The sequence below is a fragment of the Hymenobacter sp. M1-2 genome (genome assembly GCF_057808495.1).
Genome location: NZ_JBTYZO010000002.1, coordinates 133,890 through 151,834, shown reverse-complemented (window position 1 = coordinate 151,834; position 17,945 = coordinate 133,890). Strand labels below are relative to the sequence as shown.

12 protein-coding genes and 1 tRNA gene are annotated in these 17,945 nt (G+C 56.3%); 10 read left to right on the top strand and 3 right to left on the bottom strand.

Annotation, left to right across the window (positions count from 1 at the left end; genetic code table 11):
• Window positions 1-78 precede the first annotated feature (78 nt).
• The 8 genes from hflX to ACYSMN_RS02645 all read left to right on the top strand — a co-directional run bounded on the left by hflX (window position 79) and on the right by ACYSMN_RS02645 (window position 9,967).
• Window positions 79-1,419, top strand: a complete 1,341-nt coding sequence (hflX, locus tag ACYSMN_RS02680) for a GTPase HflX (RefSeq protein WP_488922295.1) — start codon at window positions 79-81, stop codon at window positions 1,417-1,419.
• 224 nt (window positions 1,420-1,643) lie between these two features.
• Window positions 1,644-2,909: a M43 family zinc metalloprotease gene (locus tag ACYSMN_RS02675; protein ID WP_488922294.1), complete on the top strand. Its 1,266-nt coding sequence runs from the start codon at window positions 1,644-1,646 to the stop codon at window positions 2,907-2,909.
• Window positions 2,910-3,214: 305 nt separating this feature from the next.
• A complete protein-coding gene (locus tag ACYSMN_RS02670) occupies window positions 3,215-4,924 on the top strand; it encodes a GEVED domain-containing protein (protein ID WP_488922293.1) in 1,710 nt (569 codons plus the stop codon).
• 418 nt (window positions 4,925-5,342) lie between these two features.
• A complete protein-coding gene (locus ACYSMN_RS02665; RefSeq protein ID WP_488922292.1) occupies window positions 5,343-5,840 on the top strand; it encodes a SixA phosphatase family protein in 498 nt (165 codons plus the stop codon).
• Between the two features lie 131 nt (window positions 5,841-5,971).
• A complete protein-coding gene (ppk1, locus tag ACYSMN_RS02660; protein WP_488922291.1) occupies window positions 5,972-8,086 on the top strand; it encodes a polyphosphate kinase 1 in 2,115 nt (704 codons plus the stop codon).
• Between the two features lie 131 nt (window positions 8,087-8,217).
• A complete protein-coding gene (locus ACYSMN_RS02655; protein WP_488922290.1) occupies window positions 8,218-8,550 on the top strand; it encodes an ASCH/PUA domain-containing protein in 333 nt (110 codons plus the stop codon).
• A gap of 428 nt (window positions 8,551-8,978) precedes the next feature.
• Entirely contained in the window at window positions 8,979-9,389 is a 411-nt protein-coding gene (locus ACYSMN_RS02650; RefSeq protein ID WP_488922289.1) for a hypothetical protein, read from the top strand.
• Window positions 9,390-9,535: 146 nt separating this feature from the next.
• Window positions 9,536-9,967 (top strand): hypothetical protein, encoded by a 432-nt coding sequence (locus tag ACYSMN_RS02645; protein WP_488922288.1) that lies wholly within the window; start codon window positions 9,536-9,538, stop codon window positions 9,965-9,967.
• Between the two features lie 109 nt (window positions 9,968-10,076).
• On the opposite strand, the gene ACYSMN_RS02640 is transcribed toward ACYSMN_RS02645, so the two are convergent.
• Window positions 10,077-11,213 (bottom strand): DUF6268 family outer membrane beta-barrel protein, encoded by a 1,137-nt coding sequence (locus tag ACYSMN_RS02640; protein ID WP_488922287.1) that lies wholly within the window; start codon window positions 11,211-11,213, stop codon window positions 10,077-10,079.
• Between the two features lie 325 nt (window positions 11,214-11,538).
• A complete protein-coding gene (locus ACYSMN_RS02635) occupies window positions 11,539-15,435 on the bottom strand; it encodes a metallophosphoesterase (RefSeq protein WP_488922286.1) in 3,897 nt (1,298 codons plus the stop codon).
• Window positions 15,436-15,689: 254 nt separating this feature from the next.
• Between ACYSMN_RS02635 and ACYSMN_RS02630 the strand changes: the two genes are divergently transcribed.
• Complete coding sequence (locus ACYSMN_RS02630; protein ID WP_488922285.1) at window positions 15,690-16,931, top strand: Pycsar system effector family protein; 1,242 nt, start codon at window positions 15,690-15,692, stop codon at window positions 16,929-16,931.
• A gap of 50 nt (window positions 16,932-16,981) precedes the next feature.
• Window positions 16,982-17,053, top strand: a tRNA-Arg gene (locus ACYSMN_RS02625).
• A gap of 224 nt (window positions 17,054-17,277) precedes the next feature.
• On the opposite strand, the gene ACYSMN_RS02620 is transcribed toward ACYSMN_RS02625, so the two are convergent.
• A complete protein-coding gene (locus ACYSMN_RS02620; RefSeq protein WP_488922284.1) occupies window positions 17,278-17,838 on the bottom strand; it encodes a hypothetical protein in 561 nt (186 codons plus the stop codon).
• Window positions 17,839-17,945: the final 107 nt, after the last annotated feature.

The window sequence follows — 17,945 nt, the reverse complement described above, 5'->3', positions numbered from 1 at the left end:
GAAGTGTGCTGGCTGCGGCTTATCCTGCGAAATTCTGCCTGATCTTCTGCCCGCTCACCCTCTCAAGCCCGACCACTCATGGCTAACAAACCTGCCTCCAAAGGCCGCAAACCTAATAATAGTACCCGCCACCCCGGCGCTGTCGATGGCGTAAAAGGCCGAGCGGGCCGCATTCTGGCGCGGGCGGCCGAGAACGGCACCTACGAAACTGCCCCGGAAGAAGAAACCGCCGTGCTGGTAGCAGTGCCCGATAAGCGTCAAGCTGATGCCCGCACCCAGGAATACCTCGACGAGTTGGAGTTTCTGGCGCAAACGGCCGGCGCTACCGTCACCAAACGCTTCGTCCAGCGCCTTGAAAAGCCGGACCTGCGCACCTATGTGGGCGAAGGCAAGCTCGAAGAAATCAAGGCCTACGTGCGGCACTCGGGGGCTAGTATGGTCATCTTCGACGACGACCTGTCGCCTTCGCAGCTGCGCAACTTGGAGGCAGAGCTGCAAGTGAAAATCGTGGACCGTTCCCTGCTCATCATCGACATTTTTGCCAGCCGGGCCAAGTCGGCGACGGCACGGGCCCAGGTGGAGCTGGCGCAGTACCAGTACCTGCTGCCCCGCCTCACCGGCCTCTGGACTCACTTGAGCCGACAGCGCGGCGGCGGCGTGAGCCAGCGCGGACCGGGGGAAACGGAAATCGAGACGGACCGCCGCGTAGTGCGCGACCGAATAGCCTTGCTGAAAGAGAAACTCAAGGATTTTGACAAGCAGAGCCACACCCAACGCAAGTCCCGTTCGGGCGTGGTGCGGGCGGCGCTGGTGGGCTACACCAACGTGGGCAAAAGCACCATTATGAATCTGCTGAGCCGCTCCGATGTGTTTGCTGAAAACAAGCTCTTCGCTACCGTCGACTCCACAGTGCGCAAAGTGGTGTTCGACAACGTGCCGTTCCTGCTTTCCGACACGGTTGGATTCATTCGCAAGTTGCCCACCCGCCTCATCGAAAGCTTCAAAAGCACCCTCGATGAAATTCGGGAAGCCGATTTGCTAATTCACGTGGTCGACATTTCGCACCCATCTTTCGAGGAGCAGATTGAAGTAGTGAACGACACGCTCAAAGACATTGAGGCCGCCGACAAACCCATGCTGCTCGTCTTCAACAAGATAGACCAATACAATCCCGATGCGGTGCCAAGCTCCAACGGTGGCTTCGAGGGCATGAATGAGGACGAAGACGCACCTGCTCGCCCGACCCTGGACCAACTGAAAGACACTTACATGGCCAAGCTCCATGACCCCGTCATTTTCATTTCGGCGCAGGAACGCGAGAATATTGAGGAGTTGCGGGCCTTGATTGCGCGGCACGTAGCGCAGCTGCACAACCAGCGTTACCCCAACTCGGTGGCAAATTTTGCGACCGAAGAGTAATTATTTCTTCTACCACAAAAAAAGCCCTGGCAAGTTGCTAGGGCTTTTTTGTGCCTAATGCGGAAAGCTTAAGGCAAGTGCCGTACTTAATAACTTGTTAATGCTATGGCTTATTTCTTCAAAGTTTCGCAACTATATAGATTGATCATTAGTACTTCTTCAATAACTTGGTACTTCTTGCTCCTTCTACCTTACTCCAAAACCAAACCAGCACAACCAAACGCATGAAAAAAACCTTTTACGCCTTCGCTCTTTCCTTTCTTGGTTTGACTTCTGCCTACGCTCAGGAATTGCGCGTAGCGCCAAGCCAGCCCCAACTTCCTAGCCGCCAATGCGCCGCCATGGAGGTGCTGCAAGCCCAGTTAGCCGCCGACCCTTCGCTGGGCCAGCGCATGGCCTCAGTTGAAGCGCAGACCCGTGCCTTTGCCTCCTCTCTCTCCGCTAGCCGCGGCACGGCGGGCGTAGTTACCATTCCGGTGGTGGTGCATGTGGTGTACAACACCAACGCTCAGAACGTCTCTGCTTCGCAGGTTGCGGCTCAAATCGACGTGCTGAACCAGGACTTCGCCAAGCTCAACTCGGATGCGTCGCAGGTTCCGTCGCTGTTTTCAGGGCTGGCAGCCAACACCAACATTCAGTTTGTGCTGGCCAAGCGCGACCCTAACGGCAATGCCACCAGCGGCATCGTTCGCAAGCAGACCAATACCAAATCGTTTAGCTCCAACGACGCCGTAAAAAGCTCCAAACGCGGAGGCAGCGATGCTTGGCCAGCCAGCCAATACCTGAATCTGTGGCTGTGCAACCTGGGTGGCGGCCTGCTCGGCTACGCTCAGTTTCCGGGCGGAGCGGCCAGCACCGACGGTGTGGTAGTGCTTTACTCATCAGTACCGGGTGGCACTGCGCAGAACTACAACAAAGGCCGGACAGCTACGCACGAAGTGGGCCACTGGCTGAACCTGCGCCATATTTGGGGTGATGCCACCTGCGGCAACGACCTCGTGAGCGACACGCCTACCCAGCAAACCAGCAACGGTGGTTGCCCCGCGTTCCCCCACGTAACCTGCGGCAACCAAGGCGACATGTCGATGAACTACATGGACTACACCTACGACGCGTGCATGTACATGTTCACGACCGGCCAAAGCAGCCGCATGAACGCGCTGTTTGCATCGGGAGGCGCGCGGGCTTCGTTGCTCAACTCCCTCGGCGGCACTGCTCTGCGTCAGACGACCGTTGCTACTGTGGCCACCGACGCTGCCGAAATTCGCCTCTACCCTAACCCCGCCTCGCAAACGCTGAACGTATCGGTACCAGCCGACAAAGCTGGCACTTGGAGCGTGAAAGTATACGACTTGCGCGGCCACGAAATGAAGCAGGCCCGCTACGATGGCCAGGGCCGCGTGGCGGTAACCAGTCTGCCCCAAGGCCTGTACCAAGTGGTAATTTCTGACGGCCAGCAAACAACGCGGCAGCGTTTCCAGAAAGAATAGCTTACTTAGCAACAATTCCGAGTGGTGTTGCAGCGCCCCGGGATGCTGCTCTTCAGCTTTTTTCTCGCTCACCAGTACGAAAAGCCCACCTCATGGTGGGCTTTTCCGTTTTATAATCAGCTAGTTAGATTCAGTGGATGGGCTGGTGCGGGCTAAGCTTGGTCGGCGGGTGATACATCGATAGGTTATACGGTTCTGTTTCCTGTTTTTTAAAATTGCGCAGTCTTTACGCACTATCATTTACAAATTTTTAATATTTTGGCCCTATCGTTCTTCTTTCCACAACCAAAACCATTTTTCTTTGCATGAAGCAAACCTTCTACGCGTTTGCCTTGGCCCTGCTGGGCCTAGCTACCACAACCCATGCTGTGGCTCAGCGCCAATGTGCTTCCATGGAAGTGCTAGACCGCCAGCTCGCCGCCGACCCCACCCTTTCCCAACGTTTGCAGAGTATCGAGGCGCAAGCCCGGCAGTTTGCGGCCAACCCGACTGCGCAGCGCGGTACGGCCCTCACGGGTACTATTCCGGTGGTGGTGCACGTGGTCTACAGCACTGCCAGCCAAAACATTTCCGACGCCCAAATTCAGTCGCAGATCGACGTGCTGAATGAGGATTTCCAAAAGCTCAACTCCGACGCCAGCAAGACGCCTTCTGTTTTTGCCAGTCGAGTAGCGGATGTTGGGCTCCAGTTTGTGCTGGCCAAACGCGACCCGAACGGCAACGCCACCACCGGCATTGAGCGCAAATCGTCTACCCGTACCACGTGGGGCACCGACGATGCCGTGAAGAGTACCAGCACGGGCGGCCTGAACGCCTGGCCTTCCAATCAGTACCTGAATCTGTGGGTGTGCAACATCGGCAGCAGCATTCTGGGTTACGCTCAGTTCCCCGGTGGCCCAGCCAGCACCGATGGCGTGGTTATTACTACCACGGGCTTCGGCCGTGGCGGCTCGGCAGTGGCACCTTTCAACCTGGGCCGGACGGCCACGCACGAAGTAGGCCACTGGCTGAATCTGCGCCATATTTGGGGTGATGCGAATTGCGGCAACGACCTCGTAAGCGACACGCCCACTCAGCAACAAGACAACGCCGGCTGCCCCAGCTTCCCGCGCGTAACGTGCTCCAATGGGCCAAACGGGGACATGTTCATGAACTACATGGACTACACCGACGACGCGTGCATGTACATGTTCACGACCGGCCAAAGCAGCCGTATGAATGCCCTGTTCGCCTCGGGCGGGAGCCGCGCTTCGCTGCTGACTTCATTGGGCGGCACGGCTCCGGGTGGTGGCACCACCCCGCCCCCCACTACCGTAAGTTACTGCGCCAGCAAGGGCACGAGCGTGAGCTACGAGTGGATTGATTTAGTGAGCCTGGGCAGCATCAGCCGCACCTCGGGCAAAGACGCGGGCTACTACAACGGCTCGGCCAGCAGCACAAGCGTAGCAGCCGGCTCGACGCAAACTATCAGCTACAGCGCCGGCTTCGCCAGCTCCGCGTACACCGAATACTGGAAGGTATACATCGACTACAACCAGGACGGCGACTTCACCGACAGCGGTGAGACGGTAGTGAGCCGAGCCGGCACCAACAGCAGCGCCACGCTCAACAGCAGCTTCACCGTTCCAGCATCGGCGAAAAGCGGTGCGACCAAGCTGCGCATCGTGATGAGCGATAACAGCGGCACCACTAGCTGCGGCTCATTCAGCTACGGCGAAACAGAAGACTACACGCTCAACATCACTGGGGGCGCCGCCCGCACGTCGGCCCGCCTAGCCAGCACCGAATACGGCGTCTACCCCAATCCGGCCACCAACGTGCTCAACATCGGCGTCCCCGCCGACAGTGACGCCGCCACGCTTAAAGTGCACGTGTACGATGTACGCGGCGCCGCGCAGCAAGCCCGCTATAGCCCCGAAGGCCAGCTCGACGTGTCGGGTCTGCGCAAAGGGGTGTATTATATCACCATCACGGATGGCCAGCAGGTGTCGCACCAACCCTTCGTGAAGGAATAGATACTTTTCACGCCTTCACTGAACAAAGCCTGCTCTAGTTGAGCAGGCTTTTTCTTTGATTCTTTGGGCTACGCTATACTGTTCTACGGTACCGACTTGTTCCACTGACACTAGGAAGCATCTGAATGCAGTGGTGCGCGATACGGTTGCAACAATATTGCCCAGATGCTACCTGGCGTCAGCAGGGCAGCTACAACAACTTCTTCTCGCAGCGCACTACCGGGCAGAAGTCATACAGTAGCCGTTACGCGTTTTACGGAACCGTTAGTATCCGTTGCAGAAGCCTTCCAAACTGCTTTTGAGCACATACTTTGTAGCGTGCATGTAGCAATTATAGCGCTCAACCCGATTGGGCTAAACCTTTTGCCAGCGCCACAGTAAAGACAGCTGCTTTCTTTTTCATTTGCTCGCTTACCATATGAAGACGCTGTACCTGATGCGCCACGCCAAATCGAGTTGGAGCTTCGACGATCTTACGGACGAGCAGCGCCCACTCAACGGCCGGGGCCGCGAAGATGCCCCCCGCATGGGTCAGGCCCTCGCCAAACGCAACACCAAAATTGATTTGCTGCTCGCCTCCACGGCCGTCCGCTCCCTGACTACGGCCGCACTGGTTGCGCAAGAAATAGCGTATCCGCACGAGCATATTGTGGTGCGCCCTGAAATCTACCATGCCGACTTGCAAGAGCTGCTGCACGTGGTGCGTGAGTCGCCCGATGAGGCGCAATCGGTGCTGCTCGTGGGCCACAACAACACCATTACCGAACTGGTGAACTACCTTTCGCCTAGCCCACTGAGCGAGGAAATGCCTACCGCTGCCATTGCGTGCCTGCACTTCCAAACCGACCGCTGGGCCGAAATAGACCGAGCCAACGCCGAGTTATATTTCTTTGACCGTCCCCGCGAGGTTAACTAAAGGATAATAAGCAAGGAGCAAAGAATTGCGTTTGAACTGCTAATTCGAGTTGTTGAAAAGCAACGGCCCGCGGTTCAAGTGCACATCGGCTGTTGCTGCATACTTTTTCCTGCTTCCCTGATTTGCGCTTTATGGAAAAGATTGAGAAGACGGTTCCGGCCCCTGAGCTGCTGAACCGGGAGTTGAGCTGGCTAGCCTTCAACCGCCGCGTGCTGCAGGAAGCGCAAAATTCGGAGGTGCCGCTGCTGGAACGCCTCAAGTTCATGGCTATCTTTTCCAGCAACCTCGACGAGTATTTCAAAGTGCGCGTGGCAACGCTGCGGCGGTTGGTGAAGCTCAAGAAAAAAACCCGTGCCAAGCTCGGAGAAGACCCCAACGCGCAACTCAAAAACCTGCTCGAAGAAGTACGGCGCCAGCAGCAGGAGTTCGGCGAAACCTTCCGCAACAGCTTGCTGCCAGCGTTGCGGGAGCAACACATCCACCTCATCTCGGAGAACGACCTGACTGAAGAGCAACACAAATGGGTGCAGAATTACTTCGAGCAAAACGTGCAGGATTTGTTGTCGCCGGTGATTCTGGACGACAACTTGCACCATCTGTTTCTGAAAGACCAGACCGTGTACCTCACCTTCTTGCTTACTGAGCCGGTAAGTGAGAACGGCAAGAAGAAAAAGCACGACCCCGACAATGAGCGGGTGCTGGTGATGGAGCTGCCGGCCAAGCGGCACGGCGGCCGTTTCGTACTGCTGCCGGCTCAGGGCGAGGAGCGGTACGTCATGTTTCTGGATGATGTGGTGCGCTGCTGCGCGCACGCGCTGTTTCCCAAGTTCCAGAAGGTGCAGGTGCACTCGCTCAAGATTTCCCGCGACGCCGAGCTTGATATTCAGGAGGAAGTATCGGGCAACCTGATGGCCAAAATCAAGAGCAGCTTGCAGAAGCGCGAAACCGGCTACCCCGCCCGCTTGCTCTACGACCCCGCCATGCCCCAAGAAGTGTTGCGGGCCGTGATGCAGAAAACGGGCATCGGTAAGGAAGAGTTGGTGGAAGGCAGCCGTTACCACAACTTCCGCGACTTTTTCGGCTTCCCGGACCTGAGCCTGCCGCACCTCGTGTACGAGGCGCAGCCGCCGCTGCCCCACCCCACTTTGCCCCGCACCGGCAAGTTGCTGCCTGCCTTAGCCAAGCGCGACCATCTGGTGCACTTTCCTTACCAATCCTTCGATTACGTAACGCGCCTGCTGCTCGAAGCGGCCCAGGACCCACTCGTAAGCAGCATTAGCATTACGCTCTACCGCGTGGCCAGCAAGAGCGAGGTTGCGAAGGCACTGCTGAAAGCCGTGAAAAATGGCAAGCAGGTGACCGTAGTGGTGGAACTGAAGGCTCGCTTCGACGAGGAAAGTAACATGTACTGGGCCGAGAAGCTGCAAAAAGCCGGAGCCAACGTTATTTACGGCATTCCAGAGCTGAAAGTACACAGCAAGCTGCTGCTCATCACGCGCGCCGAGGAAGGCCAGAACCGCCTCTATGCCTACCTCAGCACCGGTAATTTCAACGAAGTCACCAGCAAGATTTACGCCGACCACGGCCTGTTCACCGCCGATGAGCGGCTGACCCGCGAAGTGGTAGAAGTGTTTCGGTACTTCCATGACCGGCAAAGCAAAGCCGGACAGTTTCAGAATTTGCTGGTGTCGCCCTTCGAGTTGCGCGAGCAGCTAAATACCCTCATCGATGCTGAAATTGGCCGGGCCCAGAAAGGCAAAGAAGCGTACATCATTCTCAAGCTGAATGCCTTGCAAGATGAGCGAATGATACTCAAACTCTACGAGGCCAGCCAGGCCGGGGTCCGGGTAGAGCTGCTTATCCGGGGCATTTCCTGCCTGATTCCTGGTATGGCTGGCCAGAGCGAGAACATCAGCCAGCGCGGCATCGTGGACCGCTACCTCGAACATGCCCGCGTGTACGTGTTCAGCAACGGCGGCGAGGAAAAATTGTACGTAGCCTCTGCCGACTGGATGGCTCGCAACCTCGACCGCCGGGTGGAAGTAGCTTTTCCTATTCTGCAGGAAGACCTCCGCGCCGAAGTCCGCCATCTGCTCGACCTACAACGCCAAGACAACGTGAAATCCCGTGACTGGCAGAACAACTTCATCGGTCCCGCCGATGCTGATGCTGTCCGCATCCGGGCGCAGACGGAAACGTACGCGTACCTGAAGAAACTGGGGCACCCGCGCAAAAAGCTGGCGTAGACTGGTATCGGCTGTCGCGTGGCGGCGTGGGAACGTTGATAAACTATATTGTTGAAAATAAACCTATTATATTCAAGCATTACCCGCCCTGCTACAACTACCTGTTTGCCACACCTTTCGACTACAAGCTCATGCTGTATACTTCTCCTTACTCCGCCACAACTTTTCGTCCGAGCACTCACCTTCACGAACTGAAGGTCTGGCCCGCGTGCTTCGAGGCTGTGGTGGCAGGCCGCAAACCGTTTGACGTACGCCTCAACGACCGAAACTACCAAGTGGGCGACGCGCTGCTACTGCGCGAATACGAGCCAGAAAGTGAGCAGTACAGCGGCCGGACTACGGAGCGCTGGGTCAGCTACATTATGCAAGGCGGCGTGTTTGGCGTGGAAGCCGGTTGGTGCGTATTAGGTCTCGCCGAGCACCCGCCCCTGCCCGCTGGCATCAGCGACACGCGCCTCTGGTAGCACTGTCGGCTCCGAATTGTCGTGTGCTTATATCAACTCCTTTGGCATGAAGCTAAACTTGGGGTTGATTCGTGGCCAGCTCTTGCGATGTTTCCTTCCAGAAGGCATAATACCGGCCGCTCTGTTTTGCACAGAGTTAGCAGGGAAAGCCATATAGTCTTGAGTTCTCAGCCTGATTTTTTAGGCGTCGAGCTTGTATCGTTATAGGTGGACACGGTGGTGCTGGCTTGCCAAGGTTTGGCGTAAGCAGCGGGCTAAAAATAACCGGGCGTAGTGTTTTGCATAGACATCTGATAAACAAAACATTGTGTCACTTATAACATCTCAGTTCGGAGGTCTTATTACTCGCTATTCAAGCTAAAAAAGTATACTAGCCGTACAATGATTTGCGCTGTATATAGCCGGCACCTGCATCATCACGCTCTTCTATGCCCGACCTCTCCTCGCTGCAACTCGTTTATCGCTCCGACTTAAACTTGCTCACTGCCCGGTGGCTCACCGATTCCGATCTTCTCAACATTCAGGCTGAATACGAAGCCGTGCTGGTTGCTGGCAAAACGCACGCGACCGGGCGGTGGCTGCTGGATCTGCGGCGTCGGCCCGTTCCCGCCGCCGACGTGGCGCAGTGGGTGACTTACAACTGGTTGCCTAGGGCCGCCACCACTATGGCTCCGGTCCACCTGCGCCTGGCCTACTTTATTTCGCCGGGCCGGAGCGATGCCCTACGTACGAACGCTTCTCTCTACGAGAGTGTGCAGGACGCAATGAAACCGGACCGGCCTTACGAACTGCGTTTGTTCGGCAATGAAGGTGAAGCCGTAAACTGGCTTATAGCGTAGCTGCTCCCCCGGTAGCACCACAGCAACAGTGAAATAGGGAAGCCGTAGTACTACAGTAAAGGACGAACCAAGCCCAACAGGCGTGATCTTGCACTTGTATTGCCGGCCAGCAAACCTTATCTTGGTCAGCTTATTTCGCCCGTCTCATGCAGCAGCTTACCGCCATCGTCGCCGATCATCTGGCGGTCAACTATCGTTCTGATCTTCAGGTTCTCATAGCACGCTGGCGTCGTTCGGTGAGCTTGGCGGAATTGCAGGAAGGCTATCACTGCTTAGCCGATGAGGCCGAGCGCCACGGCACCACGCGCTGGCTGCTCGATGTGCGCGAGCTCACGGTGAGCCCCGAAGCCGGCAGCTGGGTAGGCGAAGTATTTTATCCGTTGCTAGCGGCGCGTTTCGGGCGGCCGCTGTACCTAGCTTACCTGGTGCCCCCCGAAAGCCGCCGCTTGCTCCGCACCGATGCGGAAATGGCCGCTTTGCTAGCCGAGTTTGAACAGAACCAAGCACAGGGATGCCACTTTTACCTCTTCGACCAGGAAGGTGATGCCTACCGTTGGTTGGCGGCTGCGACTCAATAGAAAGGAAGGAATTAAGACGGGAGAAGTCAGGTTCTCTCCCCGTAAGCAAGCAGGGTTCTACAGCCTAGGCGTTTACTGGGGGCGGACTTCCCAGACCAAGTTGATTGGCTTAGCGCGGGGCCTTGAGCTTGTTGAGCAGTTTGCGCGGCGGCACAATGAACAGCTCCAGAGCCGCGTAAGGAGCCCAGGCAAAATTGCTGTCAATAATTTTTTCGCGGTCGGCATTGGTACGGTCAAAGGCGTCGAAGGCGTAGTTGTAGCGGTAGCCACCTTCCACCCCAAACCAGAGGAAATCGTAGATTTCCCGCTCCCACCGCCCACGCAGTTTCACTTCGGTTTCGCGCAACTCCAGCGTTTGGAGGGCCGCCTTATCCGCTTGCCCTTGGCGCACGAGCGGCGTACGCAGCTTCACGATGTAGTTGAACCCGTCGACAGTATAGCCAGCAAAAAGCAACGACCGGGGCGAAACGTTGTAACGGGCCGTAACGCGAGCCGGGAAAATAGCCTCTACGCCCCAGTGCGAATTGAACGTACGATTATAGAGCACGGCCGGATAGGGACTGAGTCGGCCGAACGTGTAACCCAGCTGCACGCCCACACCCCACGAGAAAGTAGGGCTGCGCTTCCAGCCATATAAGAACTCCGACGATACCCGCAGGTAGTCGGACACGTTCAATTCGCGGGAAGTGTAGTCACCGCTCAGCTCGCCCTTGATGCGGAAGATGTACCAGTTTACGGCATTCACCGGCCGAATCACGGCGAGCTGGGTGCCTATGGTTTTGAGGCCCTTGTTTTCGAGGTTGTCGTAGAGTTCGTAGTTGGTGGGCGAGGCGTTGAATTTGAATTCTTCCCGCTCGTAGTTCACGCCCAAAATCAGCTTCAGGTGCGGGTTATTGAGCACCGGAATATAGCCTTTGATGTAAAGCCGGGCATTCTTATCAGCGTCAGCAGCATAGTTGTTCAGCCCTACCACCTGCGCGTCGGACGTGACGTTGAACCTCGGCATTCGCTCGTAGTGTACAATCAGGCCCCGGCTAGGCCCCATACCTATCACCGAGGGAGTCGCAAATTCCTGCCGGTCGATGGTGCCATTGGCAGTAGTATCGGCGGTTGTAGGAGCTGGGGGCGGGTAGACCGGCGTAGGCGACCCCACTTGGGCTATAGCTGGTGCAGCCGTAGTAGCACTCAGTACGAGCGGCAACAAGTACCGAAAAGGGCGCCCCCACGGAGCAGTAGAAAAAGGCATGGCAAGTAAGGTCGAGAATCGGCGGTACGCGGTGTCAGTTCTTAACGGAGGTACAGGCAAAAAAGATGAACGAGTGTCGGTTTGCGTCGGCCAAGCACTCAGCAGCACGAATGGAAAGCCGACGTGTCTGCTTCAAAAAGCAAAGCATCCAACGTATGTATTCATTCTCTTTCGCACGTAAAAGCCCTGACCAACAACGAGCCAAGGCTTTCACGTGCGGCTACTTTCTCATCCGCTTGCCCCACGCGCAGTGGCAGCAATGAGTGTAGCACGCAAGAATACGAGGGTTAAGCGCAGGTCCTAAACTCCTATATTAGAACCTATATTAGAAGAGGAAGTCGAACCCAATGAAGACCAGGTTTTCTTCGCCCACGGAGTAAGTAGCATTGATGACGGCCTGCTTAAGGATATCGACCCAAATGCCGCCGCCCACGCCGGTATGAAAAGCTTTCCAGCCGGTTTCCACATCATAGCGCGAATACACGCGCGCGGCATCGGCTAGGCCCATGATACCGAATTTGCCCGGCACCAAGTAGGCATTAAACTCGAAGAGCTGCACGCGCACCTCAGCATTGGCAAATACACTGCTGCGGCCTGAGTAGCGCGTCCGGCGGAAACCGCGCAGGTTGCTGGTACCGCCCAGCGTATTGGCCTGGTAGAAACGGTAGTCGCCGAGGTTGCGGGCGCCCCCGATCCGGCCAGCCCAAGTGAGCTGGAAGGGGAAATTGGGCGAGATGTAGAAGCGGAATTCCGAGGCTAGGCGGCCGTACTTCAGCTGCTCGGCATTGAGCTGATAATTATACTCCACCGAGTTGTACCAGCGCAACCCAATACGCGGGTTTTTCGGCGAGGATGCCGCATCGATGTTGAGGTAGGCCCGGCCGCCGAGGTAGCGGTTCAGCTGGAAGTCAGAAGAGCGGATACCCAAGGCTGCTCCTTCCACGCCATTGTTGTCGTCGTCGAGGCCAGCGTCAATTTCCCGGCCGATGGGGTTACGCTCCACTTGAAATTGGTCGTACTGCGGCCCGAAGCCGAGCTTGAGGAAGCTGAAGATGTCGCGCTCCAGCACCGGCGACACGTAGAGCCGGGAGAAGCGTACCCGGTAGGTTTCGTTGATGTCGCGGGCACGGGTGCTGTTATTTTCAGCCAGCACGTTGCGCGTATCGTTGCCCAAGCCGAAATAGTTATACAGCAGCTGCGGCCCGTAGAACTGCGCATTTAGCCGCAAATCGTACTTGCCAACTACGTCCACAAAGTGCCCGACGTAGCGCACATTATAGGCCTGTTGTGAGGGCGAATAGTTAGCCGCTATGCTTTGCTCCGTGGCGTACGGCGCCTTGCGGAAACCGTAGGTGCGGTACACGGCTCCACCACCAAAGAACAGCCGGTCGTCGATGTTGTAGCCGAAATACAGTGTGGGCCCGAGGTAGTTGAGCGTGTAATCTTTGCGTTCGGTGCGGGTGTGCACGTCGTAGCGGCTCACGTCGATGCCCGGCTCTGTGCGCAACCGAGCGTCGCGGCCCGGCACGATTACGTTGCCCGTGTCGGCGTCATAAATGTGCACGTAGTGCCGCAAACCGGCCACATTCGAGCGGTTCACAATGGAGTCGCGGCCGGTGCCGGCAATGATGCGCACCCGCGGGCCGCTTTTCACGTTGCCCTTCACGTCGTACACATCGTTGCCGGCGAAGCCGTAGAGGCGTAGCTCCTTGGTTACTTTATTGTCGAAAGTGCGGTCGAAAAGAGTTTTGGTCAGTTCGCCTTCCTTGTTGATTTTCCGAACCGTGACGCGGGTCTTGTTGCCTTCGAGACGCTCTACTATAAATTTCTCGCGCTTCTTGGAGCCTTTTATCTCCGTTATGCGGCTCAGCAGCTCGTAATAGTTGGCAGCCACTTCGGGTAGTAGCTCGCGGCGTTTTTTGAGCTTGCTTATTATCTCCGGCCCGTGCAGGTCATAGATCTGCTTGGGCCAACGCTCCTTGAAGGCTTTCTCAATTTCGGCGTCGGTGAGGGCGACTTTTAATTCCTCGGCCTGCTTCACCCATTGCTCCTTGGTCACGGAAGCCAGATACACCCGGTCGTTGCTCAGAGCGGTCAGGTTCAGGCCTTTCCAGTCGGCGTAATCTTCCCCGAAATCCTGGAAGTTGCGAATGGCCCACTTGCGCGAAGCCAGGTACGGAAACAACCCGTCGCCCTTGAAGAAAGCAATGTCGCGGTCTTCGGGTACGGCCGTGAACTTCCGGTCGCCATCTTTATCTTTTTTCTCGGCCCAGCGCCACTGGTCTTCGTGCCGGTCCCAGTCGCCGATCCACATATCGAAGAGGCGCGAGCGGGCAAAGGCCTTCTCATTGACGCGGTTGTCGTTGTCGTCAGTAATACGCTCGAACACCTTGTCGGTGCCCACCAAGTTCTTGGCGTTGCCCAAGGAAGCTACGTCGCTCTGGTCGTCTTTGGCATCTTCCTCAATGGCGCCCGGCGTGTTACCGAAACGGCCGAGATACTGGCCCAGCAGCGGGTCTTGCGGAATAAAGCGCAGTTCGGGGTTGGTGTGCAAAATACCGGCTGCCTGGGCCAGCGGGGGCAACACCAACGCCCCGTAGGGATGCTGGGCCGAAATCTGGTCCTGCAAAATATCGGCCGCTGCGCCTTGCCGCAGGCTCTCCGGTAGTACCGCCGAAGGGTCTTTGTTGAGGCTGCGAATGGTGAAGTTGCGGCCTTCTTCGTTGCGCACTTTCAACGAAGCAGTCTGCTTGCCGCCTCCTATTTTGTAGGGCGTAAGGCCACCTTTCTCGGTGGCCATATCCAGCACCGGAAACTTGACGGGCGTAGCCCACTCTTTGCGGTAATGCTCGCCAAACAGAAATTTATGAAAGCTGCTGCGGTCGGCGTAGCGCGTGTTTACGGCCACGGTTCTGGTGCTGTCGCGGAAGTTGGGGCGCGGAGCGGCGGGGGCTACCGGGCCACTTTCGGCCACTAACGGCTGCGCGTACAGTGGCGTGCGGAACACCAACCGGCCGGTTTGGCCGCTCTCGTTCGGAATCCAAAACTCCGTCCATACCTGGCCATCATCGTAGTAATTGACTCGCGCAAAGCCTTTTTCCTTGTCCGAGAAGTCGGCATCGGCGTCGCGGCCGGCCCGCACGTGCTGCGTTTTGCATCCCGAGCCGCTCACAATATGGTGGTAGTTGCTGGCCTTGAAGTACTGCAGATTATGCTCGTGGCCGGTGGCGTAGATGATGTTGGGATGCTTGGCGAAAATATCTTCCAGCCCCTTTTTGTACGCCTGGTAGAGCGGATGCGGAATATCCTGCGAGATACCGCCGTACTTACGCGCAAACGGATACACCGAACCAATAACAGGCAGCGGCAGGAAGGCATATTTATAGACGATGGATAACGGGAAAATATGGTCGGCGAGGGTGAAATACCCGCCGTGGATACCATCGGACAAGATGGGGTGGTGAGCCACCACGATAATGTTGCGGTCCTTGTTTTGGTTGATGATATCTTCGAGCTGCGTGAAGAAATCGGTTTCGTTGGCCACGCCGCAGCCACTGTTGGCGCCGTACGGCCGCTCCCCCTCGCCTTGCAAAAACCACTGCGAGTTGATGGCAATCATCACCAGATTGTCTTGCAAGCGCACCTCAAACGGACCAGGGCAAGCGTCGCGCGGGATGAAAAAGTCGCCGGTATAGGAAAAAGCCGCCGAGTCGTTGGTAAGAAAGTTTTCTACGAAGCGCTGTTGGCGGTTCACTTGTTCTACGCCCCCGTTGCGGCCTTGCTTCCAGTCGTGGTTGCCGGGAATCATGTATTTCTCGCCAGCGTAGCCCCGCAGCACGTTCAGTTGGTCCACGATGCGCCGCTCCGACTCTTTCCGGTCGAAGGCCCCTTCTTCGGGCATGCCGTACTCGTAGATATTATCGCCGAGGTACACGGCCGTGCTCTTGGCGCCAGCGGCCATAATCTGCTTGCGCATATAATTGAGGGAAGGCTCCCCGCCCTTATCGGCCGCAATAGGTTTGCCCACGTCTCCAATCAGAAACACGCTATAATTGATGTGGGAGCTGTCGGGCGGTGTTTTTGATTCCCATCCCTTACCGCCGTGGTTGTAATTGGGCCGAGTGGGGTGTGCTGCTTGGGTAGGCTGGCTAGCCTGTTGTGCCCACGCAGGGGTACCCCAGACCGTTAGCAACAGGCCGCAAGACAATAAAAAGCGCTTCATATGGAGCCAGTAGGAGAAAAAAAGCTGGAGCTAACCTCAACGGTCCGTCGTGGACCGGACTAGGCAGTTCGTAGAAATACGTTTAACTTACCTAAACGGCTGCCTTCGCCCGTTCCATCATAGAGCCGGGTGCCTGCCCTACGCAAACTATTGGTCTACGGTTGAGCCGCTGTCGAAAAACCTCCTGGTCCCATTCGCGTTGAAAGGCGGTTGGGAGGCCGCCCCTGCTTCCATTGCTCACCCTTCCCTCCTCCATGGAACCCACGGAAACGCTTCAGCCCGTCAAGGCTGAGAAATCGGAAATTTTAAAGCAGGCCAAGGCCTATGTCACGCAGCTCTTCGAGGAAAAGCTTCCCAAGCAGCTGGTCTATCACTCGCTCGCGCACACAACGGCGGTGGTGAAGGAAGCGCGCAAGCTGGGCGAAGATGCGGGCTTGGAAGCCCCAGACCAAGAAGCCCTGCTGTTGGCCGCCTGGTTTCACGACACCGGCTACATCGAAGTCTACGACGGCCACGAGTACCAAAGCATGGTGTTGGCTGAGCAGTGGCTCAACCAGCAAGGCTACCCCGCCGAGCGTACTGCCCTCGTGAAAGATCTTATCCGGGCCACCCACCGCAACGAACCCCGCACCACGGAATTGCAACGGCTGCTCGTGGATGCCGACATGAGCGGCTTGGGCCGGGAAGATTTTTTCGCCAGTTCCGAGTTGCTGCGGGCGGAGTGGGAAACGGCGCTCGGCAAGACCTACTCCAACGTAGCCTGGGCCGAGTCGCAAATGGATTTTCTGTTGTCGGCTAAGTTCCACACGGAAGTCGCGAAGGCGCGCTACAAGGAGCAGTTCAAAGCCAATGTGAAAGAGCAGCGCGAGCAGCTCAAGAAGACGGAGAAGAAGCTCAAGAAAAAGGAGGAAGAAGGCAACTTCGCCGAAGGCAAACGCGGGGTCGAGACGATGTTTCGCACCACTTACGACACCCACGTATCTCTGTCGCAGATGGCCGACAACAAGGCCAACATGATGATCAGTCTGAACGCTGTGCTGCTGTCCGTTATCATCACGTATCTGGGCGCCAAGGCGGGCACGAAGTCGGGTATTGTTAGCCCGGTTATCGTCAACAATCCTATTCTCATGATTCCGGTGGGCTTGCTCGTAGCCACGGCCCTTGGTTCCGTTGTAACAGCTATTCTCTCGGCGCAACCCGATGTCACTTCCTTCGAATGGCTCAAACGGAGTCCGCAGGTAGCCGTCAATCGGCGGGTTAACTTGCTGTTCTTCGGCAACTTCACCAAGCTCAGCCTCGACAACTTTCACAGCGGTATGCACGAGCTAATGGGCAACCGCGACAAGCTCTACGACAATATGATAACCGATATTTATTATCTCGGCGAGGTTTTGTCGCGCAAATACCGACTGCTGCGCATCAGCTACACCATCTTCATGGTAGGACTCATTCTCACGGCGCTTTCGTTTGGTATTGCGCTGCTCTACAAGATGTAAGCTCGTTTGGGCAATCTTCCGATTCGAGCTACCTTTGTGCCGTCCCTGCTGGCTGCGTAGTTCAACGGATAGAATAGAAGTTTCCTAAACTTTTGATGTGGGTTCGATTCCCGCCGCGGCTACTTGTTACTTACCTAAAACCCCGCTTTCGTATTGTGAGCGGGGTTTTGTTATGATTAACCAATTTATAAACGAGGCTTACAATCAACACCTGACACAATACTGTACAGTTTGTATGCTCGCCTCAAGTCTTTAGGGCTATAAGCTACTGCAGAAGGCAAATTTATTTTCTGAAGAGCCTCTTGCTTGTTGGTGCGAGATGGTCCAAGCGTAGCAGAGGCAAGTATCATCTTCGAACCGGGATTTCGTGAATCCAGAAGTAGTCGTAGAGAGTGGCGTCCACGGCGTACGTGCGGTTTCCGGCCGTGATAACGTTGAAATCGTGGTCCTTGAAAAATGCCCCGCCGACAAATTGGTGCAGGTTGATACCGTACCAGTACACCAAGCCGTAGGCCACTCTGCAACCCGAATTCCAGTTGTGTCTCTTGGCAAGCTGATTGAAGGTGGAGGCCAGCACGTAAGCATACATCTTACAGTGCCCCTGCTTGCCATCCAGTATCTTATTAGGGTCCGACGCGCTATTGTGCTTCATCCGAAAAGCTAGGATATCAGCTGTATACGCCACCGCAAAACGACTCAATTCTTCTGGCTTGGCGTACTGCGAATCGTTAAACTGTTCTGACGCCGCAGCGAAATGTGTTGCATCTAGCTGGTGAGTGTAATTGCGGTAGCCGAGCACCTTGAAGGATAAGCCTCGAACTGCTGCCCAGTAGCCCACGCCAAGGAGCACAACGAAGAACAGAAAGAAGGCTACTTTTTTGGGCTGAATCATACCGACGCTTGCCATATACTGCACTAAATATAAGCGTCGTAACTGATGAGCGAGAACTATGTTGTGGAGGCGCTGATTGTCGGCTATTATTACAAGCTCCAGCTTATTGCGGATGTTGAGTG

Excerpts from the sequence above, each read along its gene's own strand:
- ACYSMN_RS02665 (WP_488922292.1), top strand. The coding sequence starts at position 5,343 with ATGAAGACGCTGTACCTGATGCGCCACGCCAAATCGAGTTGGAGCTTC.
- ACYSMN_RS02620 (WP_488922284.1), bottom strand. The coding sequence starts at position 17,838 with ATGGCAAGCGTCGGTATGATTCAGCCCAAAAAAGTAGCCTTCTTTCTG.
- ACYSMN_RS02630 (WP_488922285.1), top strand. The coding sequence starts at position 15,690 with ATGGAACCCACGGAAACGCTTCAGCCCGTCAAGGCTGAGAAATCGGAA.
- ACYSMN_RS02640 (WP_488922287.1), bottom strand. The coding sequence starts at position 11,213 with ATGCCTTTTTCTACTGCTCCGTGGGGGCGCCCTTTTCGGTACTTGTTG.
- ppk1 (WP_488922291.1), top strand. The coding sequence starts at position 5,972 with ATGGAAAAGATTGAGAAGACGGTTCCGGCCCCTGAGCTGCTGAACCGG.
- ACYSMN_RS02675 (WP_488922294.1), top strand. The coding sequence starts at position 1,644 with ATGAAAAAAACCTTTTACGCCTTCGCTCTTTCCTTTCTTGGTTTGACT.
- ACYSMN_RS02645 (WP_488922288.1), top strand. The coding sequence starts at position 9,536 with ATGCAGCAGCTTACCGCCATCGTCGCCGATCATCTGGCGGTCAACTAT.
- ACYSMN_RS02655 (WP_488922290.1), top strand. The coding sequence starts at position 8,218 with ATGCTGTATACTTCTCCTTACTCCGCCACAACTTTTCGTCCGAGCACT.
- ACYSMN_RS02635 (WP_488922286.1), bottom strand. The coding sequence starts at position 15,435 with ATGAAGCGCTTTTTATTGTCTTGCGGCCTGTTGCTAACGGTCTGGGGT.
- ACYSMN_RS02670 (WP_488922293.1), top strand. The coding sequence starts at position 3,215 with ATGAAGCAAACCTTCTACGCGTTTGCCTTGGCCCTGCTGGGCCTAGCT.
- ACYSMN_RS02650 (WP_488922289.1), top strand. The coding sequence starts at position 8,979 with ATGCCCGACCTCTCCTCGCTGCAACTCGTTTATCGCTCCGACTTAAAC.
- hflX (WP_488922295.1), top strand. The coding sequence starts at position 79 with ATGGCTAACAAACCTGCCTCCAAAGGCCGCAAACCTAATAATAGTACC.